The sequence below is a fragment of the Sulfurimonas sp. genome (assembly GCF_047622445.1).
Taxonomy (GTDB): domain Bacteria; phylum Campylobacterota; class Campylobacteria; order Campylobacterales; family Sulfurimonadaceae; genus Sulfurimonas.
In genome coordinates, this window is record NZ_JBLHOE010000091.1 from 1 (window position 1) to 10,293 (window position 10,293).

Annotated in this window: 9 protein-coding genes; 7 read left to right on the plus strand and 2 right to left on the minus strand. The window is 29.6% G+C overall.

Features of this window, described 5'->3' with window-relative positions; translation table 11 throughout:
- Window positions 1-364: 364 nt before the first annotated feature.
- Entirely contained in the window at window positions 365-2,233 is a 1,869-nt protein-coding gene (locus ACI9TV_RS14945) for a 7TM diverse intracellular signaling domain-containing protein (RefSeq protein ID WP_415251624.1), read from the minus strand.
- A gap of 9 nt (window positions 2,234-2,242) precedes the next feature.
- Window positions 2,243-2,935, minus strand: coding sequence for a response regulator transcription factor (locus ACI9TV_RS14950; protein ID WP_415251625.1), 693 nt, complete (start codon window positions 2,933-2,935; stop codon window positions 2,243-2,245).
- A 173-nt stretch (window positions 2,936-3,108) separates the two neighbouring features.
- Between ACI9TV_RS14950 and ACI9TV_RS14955 the strand changes: the two genes are divergently transcribed.
- The 7 genes from ACI9TV_RS14955 to ACI9TV_RS14985 all read left to right on the plus strand — a co-directional run.
- Complete coding sequence (locus tag ACI9TV_RS14955) at window positions 3,109-4,422, plus strand: hypothetical protein (protein WP_415251626.1); 1,314 nt, start codon at window positions 3,109-3,111, stop codon at window positions 4,420-4,422.
- A 9-nt stretch (window positions 4,423-4,431) separates the two neighbouring features.
- On the plus strand, window positions 4,432-5,166 hold the full coding sequence (locus ACI9TV_RS14960; RefSeq protein ID WP_415251627.1) for a substrate-binding periplasmic protein: 735 nt from the start codon (window positions 4,432-4,434) through the stop codon (window positions 5,164-5,166).
- Window positions 5,167-5,178: 12 nt separating this feature from the next.
- A complete protein-coding gene (locus tag ACI9TV_RS14965) occupies window positions 5,179-6,867 on the plus strand; it encodes a SpoIIE family protein phosphatase (RefSeq protein ID WP_415251628.1) in 1,689 nt (562 codons plus the stop codon).
- Window positions 6,864-7,400, plus strand: a complete 537-nt coding sequence (locus tag ACI9TV_RS14970) for a SiaB family protein kinase (protein WP_415251629.1) — start codon at window positions 6,864-6,866, stop codon at window positions 7,398-7,400. Before ACI9TV_RS14965 ends, ACI9TV_RS14970 begins: the two co-directional genes overlap by 4 nt.
- 11 nt (window positions 7,401-7,411) lie before the next feature.
- Window positions 7,412-7,792, plus strand: coding sequence for a DUF1987 domain-containing protein (locus ACI9TV_RS14975; protein WP_415251630.1), 381 nt, complete (start codon window positions 7,412-7,414; stop codon window positions 7,790-7,792).
- A 7-nt stretch (window positions 7,793-7,799) separates the two neighbouring features.
- Window positions 7,800-9,953: an ATP-binding protein gene (locus ACI9TV_RS14980; RefSeq protein ID WP_415251631.1), complete on the plus strand. Its 2,154-nt coding sequence runs from the start codon at window positions 7,800-7,802 to the stop codon at window positions 9,951-9,953.
- Between the two features lie 9 nt (window positions 9,954-9,962).
- Window positions 9,963-10,293: response regulator (locus ACI9TV_RS14985; RefSeq protein WP_415251632.1), on the plus strand; the 331-nt coding region annotated here is incomplete at its 3' end.

The following is a 10,293-nucleotide window of genomic DNA, read 5'->3' on the forward strand; positions in this document are numbered from 1 at the left end:
TGTTTTTGATGTAAAAAAATAACATATTTATCTAACCCATGCATTTATTACGTCAATAGTATCTATATTAATAGATGAATATAAATTGTTCCAATAATGAGCAATAAATATCCATAATTAACTATATGAGACTATTTATAGGTTATGCTAGAAGCTGTAAACTAGGTGTTTTGTAGTTATTGTATTCTATGAGATAGAATTTTTCATTAAGCCTCATATGTAAATCCTTAAAATAATTCACTTGATTAGTTTATCAAATGAATCTACTTTTTAAGGTTTACACAGTTTATTTTACACTCTCGACAAATGAGTAAAGGATATAATAAGTACTAGCTTCTAGTAACTCTAATAGTTTTTAAATATCTTATTCTTTTATAAAGATATTAAACTCTACGCCCTCATTTATATTTTTAACTTCTATCTTTCCCCCCAGTTTATCTTCAATAAGTAGTTTAATTATCGCAAGTCCTATCCCATGACCATCCTCATCTTTAGTACTAACGAAGTATTCAAATGCTTTTTCAATAGGTTCTATTTTAATTCCACCAGCATTATCTGTGTAAGTTATTTGAATGTAGTCGTCTGCACTAGTTATATGTATTGTGATAATATTTTTATTTTCATAGTTAAACTCATCTAGGGAATTATTAATCAGTATCATCATAATATTTGAGAAAATATGTTCATGCCCATTCATACTAAATTCGTCTTTTATATGCAAATTAATATTAGTATTTTTCAATGTAATTTTTGACTGCAAGAGATGGATTACTTCAGATAATGTTTCTCTTGGATAGAAAAACTCTTTAATGGATCTTGCAGTATAAAAATGAAGAAATTCATCAAGAGATTTTTTCATATGTTCTATTGAAAGTGATATTTTTGGCATTTCATTTGTAAGATTTTTGATTAAATTCTCTTTATCATGATGCAGGGTAGTTTCAATGAGTACAAACGATGTGCCAACTTCAGTGAGTGGAATCTTCCATTGATGTGCAATATTACCTATAGCTTGACCAATAGAACTAAAATGGGACTGCTCAATTAACATCTCTTTATTTTTTTTCAGCTTATCTAGTGTATGTTTTGTTTTAACATATTGCGCTAAAAGTAACAAGATCATATCAATAGAAGTACCTATTGTTAGTAAATAGCGATAATATTCATGGTAAGTAATGAAACCAAAAACTCCTAAAGCAGTTAAAGCAACAGCTATTAAAAATACTAATTGACCTAAAAGAAAGTATTTAGAACCAATATCCTTCATATATAAGCCAATAAGAAAAAGAGATATAGTACTCATCCCAACAGTTAAACCAGTAAATATTGTAACTTTGAGATACTCTTTATCAACATAGAAGCCATACAAATGTATTGGGATGAGTAAAATATTTATGAAAATTAAAGTTTTTACAATCAATGATATTTTTAAGTATTTTTCTCTCAAATTAAAAAAGTAGTAAGTAAAAAGTAGTAGTAAAGAGGTTCCAACTAGCGGAATAAACCATGAGATTATTGTTATAAAATTGAGATTCAAGTTGATATCTAGTTGGTATAAAACACCATTAATTGAGAGTATGTAAGCAAGCCATACTAAAGTGTGAAGAGCGATAATTAAATATGTTATAGGTCTATAGATTACAAATAAAATAAAACTTATAATTGCAAAAAGCAAAAAGAATCCTGCAACAATTCCTAGTAAAACTAATACATTTGATTCTAGTTCAAAAAATTTATGTGAATTTTTTATAAGCCATGAGATATTATGTAGATTATAGTTATCAACTTTTGAGACAATAGTGACTTGTTCATTTGGTAATAATATCAACTCAAACATAGAATATCTACTTAGATGCTCTTTTAGATTTTGTTCTCTTAAATCTCCTAAAAGATATGTGTTTATTAATTTTTCATTCTTATAAACAAATACATCAATATAATTCATTCCAGGTAGTTTGTTGTATAAAATTAAATTTTGAATCTCTTGCGAGCAATTTTTAAGAGATAGTTTACTCCAAAAAGGACCAAGATCAGATTTTAGTTGCCCACCTTTAGGAGCTTTTTTTAAAATATCTTTTTTTAAAATATCTAAAGATGAGAAAGTGTTATTTTTATCATTAATATAGTAGATATGAGTTGAAGCATCAAAACCTTGAAAATCTTTTTTAAGCTCTACTAAATCAATAGCATGTAAGCCAGTAGTCAATAGAAAAATAAGTATAAGTCTAATCAAGTATACGCTTTACGTTGTTTTGTACATATAGCCATAGCTAGGAATATTTATTATAATATTTTTTCCTATCTTCTTTCGAAGTCTGTAAATAAGACTTTTTATAGCCTGAGAAGATTTATCTTCTTTTGGGTCAAGAGAAAATTCTATATCAGTAGTTGCAATAATTTTATTTTTATTTTCAATGAATAATTCAATAATAACGATTTCACTTTTTGAAAGAGGTATAAGCCCACTTTCATTTTTTAACTCTTTTTTTGTTCTATCATAGTTAAGCGTAGGGCTAAGTAAATACTCTGTATAGGAGATGTCTTCTAGTTTTTCTACCATACTAACAAGCGTTTGAGTAAGAGTCACATAGCTGACAGGTTTAACAAGGTACTGAGCAAGTGAAAGAGGTATGACATTGAGAAGTTTTTCTTTGTCTGAATAGTTACTCATGATCACTAGCGGTATATTTTTATTTTTATTTCTAATTATTTTACATAGTTCATAGCCATTCATATTTGGCATCACATAGTCTGTAATCAGCATATCAATTGTAGATGTTGTAAATATTTTATAAGCATCGTGACCATCTTTTGCACATATTACATCTTTAAAAAAAATCGATAAAATAGTTTTCAATTTATTTAAAAGCTCATCATCATCTTCGACAAGTAGCAGGGTTAAGTTTTTTAAATAGTTTAGCTTTTCTTCTTTCATAACATTCCATTTATTGGTTCACTCTATTTATACACTAATAAAGTGGCAAACTAGTATCAAAAGTATTCTATATTGATTCTATGATGATATTTCATTATGTCATTATACTGTAACTGTAAATCTAAAAAAGTAACAATTAAAAATATATTAGATAAATGGGTAGGGTAAAGATAATGTTAAGTTTAAATAAAAACTTTGTTAGTAATTTTCTATTAGTAGCCAGCATTACTTCACTAAATGCAAGCGACACTCAAGGTATTGATATCGGAAATGAGTGGAAAGTCCTAGAGGATATAAAATTTGGTTATGTTAATTATAACTATGATAACGCACCGTCTCTAGATTCACCAACTACAAATAAAGGTCATGTTGATTCAAAAGGTTTTTACACAATTCCCAAGTTCTCTATACTCACTCCTACGTATAATAACTTTTCAGCCAAAGCAACTTATACGGTGGCTACAGACTTTGGCCTAAATAACCCAGACTACGAGAATAGAAATTGGGTATTTAATCCATCAGATCAAGAGTCATTTGCAATACTTCAAGAACTTTACATTAACTATAAAGATTCAAATCATAACTTAACTATAGGTAGACAAGAATTAGAGACACCACTAATCGAACCAGATGATTACTATATGCTTGCAAATAGTTATGAAGCTATCAACTACGTAAACACTATGCTGTGCAATACTGAACTTCATTTAGGTTATTTTCATAAAATGGCAGGTGTTTGGGATAGTGGAGATAATGGAACAGAGTTTCATAGTATGAGTGACACCTCTTTTGTAGATGCTAGAGATAAAGAAAATGCTAATGATAGTGGTGTAGTATTTGGGGCGATTGAGTACAAAACTCAAAACCATAAAATTAAAGTATGGGAGTACTATGTAACAGACCTTTATAATATGTTTTTAGCTCAATATGATTTTACAAATAAAATGAATAGCTTTACATATAACACAGCAATCCAATTTACAAATTATAAAGAGATAGGTGAATTAGCATCGAATAATTTTACAAATATTGACTACTCTATCTATGCCATTAAATTTGATGGAAAGTATGATAATGGATTTGAGTTTGCAACGGGTGCAAGTAAATTTAGCAATGGAAAAGGGATAGGCTCTACTCTTTCAGCTTGGGGTGGATTCCCAACATATACTTATGGTTATATATTTAACTGGTTTGAAACAGGCAGTTTACAGAACGCAGCATTGTTAAAAGTAGAACTTGCATATGATTTGAGTAAACTAGGACTTAAAAATAGCTGGATAGGATATAGACATACTTGCTACAATTTAGATTCAGAGCACTCTAGAACAGTTTCAGGTGTACCACAAGAAAAAATGCAGTTAAATGGTATAAGGTTTAAATATACACCTACAACAGGTGTCTACTTTACAGCAAACTATGAACATCGATCTTTAGATAATGAGCCAGATAGCTCTGCTTACCGTTTAATCGGTGGATATAAGTTTTAAGGAACTAATTTGAAAAATATTATTTTAATAACTCTCTTTTGTGTGAGTATTTTTGCTAATGACAGTGTAAAAATGTATACAGAACATTACCCACCTTACAATATGAAAAGTAAAGAGGGTAAGCTTATAGGTTCATCTATCGAAGTACTTGATGCTGTTCTAAAACAAATGAATTCTTCGCAGAGCATCAAAGATGTAAAACTAAGAAGTTGGGCTAAATCTTATGCTGTAGCACAAAAAATAAATAATGCTATGGTTTTTTCAACAACAAGAACGGAATCCAGAGAAGCTCTCTTTAAATGGGTTGGGCCTATTGCAACTGCCACAGTTGGAGTTGTTGCTCCAAAGAGTAAAAAAATTGTTATTAATAAAGTCTCAGATTTTAATAAATATAAAGTCGGAGCAGTACTAAAAGATATTGGAGAGATACTTTTACTTGATGCTGGAGTTGATAAAAAGTATATTCAGTATGTAAAAGGTGAAGATGCTATCAATATATCTTTTAATAAAATGAAGAAAAATAGAATAGATATGTTTGCCTATAACCTGAATGTAGCTTTCGCTAATGCGAAAATGGAAGGTTTTGATATTGATAAATATGAGATAGTTTATACACTAAAAGTGGGTTATCAATACTTTGCATTCAACAAAAATACAGACGATAAAATAATCAAAAAATGGCAAAACGCCTTAGATGCTATAAAGAAAGATGGAAGCTATGAAAAAATACATAGTAAATATTAAAGGAGGCCTAGAATGAAGAAAAGTATTATATTAAAAACTTTACTTATTTTAGGAAGTTTAATTGTCAGCATATTTTTAGGTTTTGGGTATCTTTTTTCTCAAAATGACAATAAACTTATAAGTGATATACGAAAATATAACTTAGATTCAGCTATGAAAGCTCTTGATAATAGACAGGCTGAAAGACTAGCTATAAATCAAGAACAAATGAAAGAGATTGTTACTACGATAGCAAAAAATGCATCTTCTTATTTGATGGATTACGATTCTAATGGTTTGAAAAAAAGTTTAGAATTTGATATGAAAAAAGATGCTGTAAAGGCTATTCAAATATGGGATAATGAAGTTGGAGAAATTTTTGTATTGGCTATTAAAGATAATAGTAAAGTAGTTTTCAATGATAGCTTACCAAAAGAGTATGAAAAATTTACAAAATTCAAGCACTCGATAAATCATACCAATGCTTATGATGCTGTTGAAGAACTTGGTATGATTACATTTTACTATGATGAATCTTCTATCATTGAAAAAATTAAAAAGCTAAAAGAAAACACTAGCATAGAGATAGCAAAATTTAATGCAACTGTTGATAAAGAACTAGAAGAGTCAAATACTATCAAGCTTCTTATGTCTATAGGTGCTTTAATCGCAATCTTATTTGTAATGTCAATACTTCTTATGAGTTTTGTAAATAAACCTCTTAAAAATCTTCAATATGGTCTGGATAGTTTTTTCCTATTTTTACAAGGAAAACAAGACTTTACAAAACGTATCGAGATAAGTTCTGATGACGAATTTGGTCAAATGGCAACTTCGTTAAATGAAAATATAGCTGTGAGTGCAAGACTCCATGAAGAGCTTAACTCTCTGTATACAGAAGTAGAAAAAAAAGTACAAATAAGAACACAAGAGTTAGCAGAGATAAACCAAGAAGTGCAAGACTCTATAGAATATGCTTCAACTATTCAAAGATCATTTTTAAAAGATACCGCTTTAATAGAACAAACATTAGGGGACTCTTTTGTAGTTTGGCAACCTCGAGATAAGGTTGGTGGTGACTTATATATTTATGAAGAGAGTGATGAAGGTATTATTTTTGGTGTAGTTGACTGTACTGGACATAGTGTTCCAGGTGGGTTTATGACTATGCTAGCTGGAAGTATGATTAAAAAACTTTCAAACGATCATTTTAGTGATCCTGCAAAACTCTTAGGTGAATTAAATATAGCTATAAAAACGCAACTTAACCAAGATGTAGAAAATTCTTTGTCTGATGATGGTCTGGATATGGGCTTATGTTATATCAATAAAAATGGAACTCTTCTAAAGTTTGCAGGTGCAAAAATGGATTTACTCTATTTTAAAGATAAAGAGCAGCATATCGTGAAGTCCAATAAACAAAGTATAGGCTATAACCGCTCTAAATCAGATTATGAATACACAAACCACGAGATACATGTTGATTCATCAGAATCATTTTATCTTTACTCTGATGGTATCACTGATCAAACAGGTGGAGATAAAAACTTTCCTTATGGAAATAAAAAGTTTAAAACTTTTTTGAGTGAAATTCAAGAGAAACCTATGGCTGAACAAGAACAATTGATTGTGGGTAATTTATTAGAGTATCAAAAAGAAAATACAAGAAGAGATGATATTACTATCATTGGGTTTAAAATTAAAAAGGGTGAAGAAGTATGATTAATTTATATGACTATAAGCAAAAGTTACAAGATGACGGTATTATTTTTAGCTTTAGCGGTCCTATGAGCCATGAGATAATCGAGGGGATTGGAAGTGCTATTAGAATTAAGATTGGCGAGGGTGAAGGTGGTGATAAGAAAGCGGCGCTAAAAGTTTTTGCAATCTTTGTAGAGCAAGTTGAAAATGTTATCAACTACTCGGTTGAAAAAGATTATGAAGATTCACAACTGAGCTTTGGAATTGTCGTTATTGGTAATAAAGATGGTCACTTTTTTATTAGCGGCGGAAATAAAATACTTACAAGTAAAGTCCAAAAACTAGAATCAAACCTAAGTAAGTTAACTGCTATGAATAAAGATGAACTAAAAATTTACTATAAAGAAAAAAGAAAAGCAGTGAAAGAAGATGATTCTAAAGGCGCTGGAATAGGTTTTATAGAGATGGCACGAAAATCTACTAAACCCATAGCGTACTCTTTTGAAACTATAGATGAACAAAACTCTTTTTTTACAATAAAAATAAGCATATAAGGACAATAAGAATGGAAAATTTAAACATACCGGCTACAAAATCATCACCAGAGATAAACTTTGATGCTAGTACAAATATCTTATCAATCATAGGTGAATCATACCCAGAAAATACAACACAGTTTTACGAGACTGTATTTGTATGGCTAGAAGAATTCATAGATAAACTTCAGAGCCAAGAAGCTACAGTTAATATCGAATTGATATATTTTAACTCAAGTAGTTCAAAAGTCTTAATGGATCTTTTTGATATTTTAGAAGAGGCTAGTGAGGATGATAAAAATATTGTTGTTAACTGGATATATGATGAGGATAATGAAGCTTCACTAGAGTATGGTGAAGAGTTTGCTGAAGATATAGAATCTCTTACCTTTAATTTAGTAGAGAAGTAGATTTTAGATGTTAAGTAAAGAAGAGATACTCATACAAGAGTATGAAGATCTTTTAGATTCGCAAGCTGATATCTCATTTACAGCTAAAGAATTAGCTAGGCTATTAAAAGCATATAAAAGAAGTTATAAACAGCTAAATAAAATCATCAAAATAAGTGATAAACAACAAGATGAACTCAAAGAGATAAGTGAAAATCTAAATGCTAAAACACATAAGGTAAGATCTCTTTTAGATAATGCCGAACAAGGTTTTTTATCTTTTGGAGATGATTTCATTATTGATGATGAGTACTCGAAAGAGTGTGAAAGACTCTTAGGCACCAATCTAGAGGGTAAAGATATTTCAGATGTTTTATACACAAATGATGAAACAAAGAAACATTTTTTAAAAGAGGCACTTTTAAATGTTGTAAATGAAAAAGATGAGCTTATTAAGGATGCGATGTTATCACTTCTTCCAAAAGAGGTAATTGTAAATAGAAGAGCGATAAAAGTGGATTATAAAGTACTCAACAATAAAACATACATGATTGTTCTTACAAATATAACCAAAGAAAAGATATTAGAAAAGAAAATAGCAAAAGAGCAAGAAATTTTAAAAATGATTGTTATCATCGTAAGTGAACCTACACAATTTTATGAACTTAAAGATGATTTTGAAAAATTCTCTAAAAACAAAAGAGTGTTTATAAGCCTTAACTTATCTGCAAAAGAAAACCTAAGTGAACTCTACCGTGATATTCATACATTTAAAGGAAGTTTTTCACAACTAAGAATGCAAAATTGTGTCAAAGAACTGCATAATTTAGAAACTAAACTATCTACTGTGAGTACACGAGAAAACTTAATAAACCAAGATTTAGTAGATATTTTAGATACATCAGATACAGATGAATGGTTAAAGAAAGATTTATATGTCATCAAAGAGATTTTAGGAATAGAGTTCTTTGATAAGCAGCATAAAATAGAAGTTGATGATAAGTTTATTTTTAACATTGAAGATAAAATAACATACCTCCTCCAAGCTGATAATCAACATATCAATACTTACGAAGATATCTTAAATGAGATAAACAGAGCAAGAGGAACAACTCTTAACCACGCCCTTTCTATATACCCTAAACTATGTCAAGAGATAGCCTCTTCTCAAGAGAAAAACCTGATGGAGTTTAAAGTAGTTGGTGGTGAAGATATCTTAACACCTATACACTTTAAGCCATTTATAAAATCTTTAATACATCTTTTTAGAAATGCGATTGATCATGGAGTGGAAGATTTAGAAACAAGATTGATTTTAAAGAAAAATGAGTATGCATCTATTACATGTAATATTGAAAATAATAAAAATAATTTTAAAATAATTATAGAAGATGATGGTGCTGGTATAGATATAGAGAAACTAAAACTTAAAGTATTTAGAGCAAACGTATATACAGAATTTGAACTCTTAAATATGAGTGAAGCAGCTCTTTTCGAACTTGTTTTTATAGACAATTTGTCTACCAATGATAGTATCACAAGACTCTCTGGTCGTGGTATTGGGATGGGTGCTGTAAAAGCTGAGATTGAAAAACTATCTGGTGAAATAGAGATACAAAGTATAGTTGGAGAGGGAAGTAAGTTTATTCTAAAAGTACCTACTTCTACCTATGGTAATCTCATTAATATCGCCTCAAACAATAGAGATAATATTACTATCGAGTATATACTTTCACCCGTTGTAAATAGAGCAACAACATACCTTCAAAGTGATATGAAAATAAATATCAAAAATAAAGCAGAGTTTTCCTATGCTTTAATTGATGATATTCAAATTAAAGAGTATTGCTCTTATATCCATATTAGTGGTCTTGTAGATGTATCTGTATGCATTAGTTATGATCAATTCTTATTAGACAAGTTGTTAAATGAATTTAACCATGGACACCCGATTAATGATAGTGAAGTAGTTGAATATAGAGAAAGTATCTCAAAAGAAGTTATTAATATAATAGTAGGAAATGCACTGTTTAATCCTTATGATAAAACAGTTTTAGAGATAACTACACCCTGTATTATAAAACATGATGAACTGATAACACATAACTTTCAGCAAAATATTGCTCATGTTGTAATTGATACGGAATATGGTGAAATGCAAATTTTAGTAGGAAAATTTTAAGGAGATATGATGAGTAGAAAATTAAATGTATTAATCGTAGATGATTCTCTTATAATGAGAGTTAACTTAGTAAGAAGCTTAGAAGGTATTGGTCACAATATAATAGCTGAAGCTGCTGATGGACACTCAAGCATAACTGCTTATAAAGAGCATAAGCCCGATTTAGTAACTATGGATATCACTATGCCAGATATGGATGGGATCACAGCAGTTCAAAAAATAAAAGAGTTTGATGCAGATGCAAATGTAATTATGGTTACATCACATGGCCAAGAAGCAATGGTTATGAACGCTTTAAAGTCCGGTGCTAAAGGATATATATTGAAACCTGTTTCACCCG

What these genes read in the sequence shown, in the direction of transcription:
- ACI9TV_RS14950 (WP_415251625.1), bottom strand. Translation starts at nt 2,935, where the DNA reads ATGAAAGAAGAAAAGCTAAACTATTTAAAAAACTTAACCCTGCTACTT.
- ACI9TV_RS14975 (WP_415251630.1), top strand. Translation starts at nt 7,412, where the DNA reads ATGGAAAATTTAAACATACCGGCTACAAAATCATCACCAGAGATAAAC.
- ACI9TV_RS14955 (WP_415251626.1), top strand. Translation starts at nt 3,109, where the DNA reads ATGTTAAGTTTAAATAAAAACTTTGTTAGTAATTTTCTATTAGTAGCC.
- ACI9TV_RS14970 (WP_415251629.1), top strand. Translation starts at nt 6,864, where the DNA reads ATGATTAATTTATATGACTATAAGCAAAAGTTACAAGATGACGGTATT.
- ACI9TV_RS14965 (WP_415251628.1), top strand. Translation starts at nt 5,179, where the DNA reads ATGAAGAAAAGTATTATATTAAAAACTTTACTTATTTTAGGAAGTTTA.
- ACI9TV_RS14980 (WP_415251631.1), top strand. Translation starts at nt 7,800, where the DNA reads ATGTTAAGTAAAGAAGAGATACTCATACAAGAGTATGAAGATCTTTTA.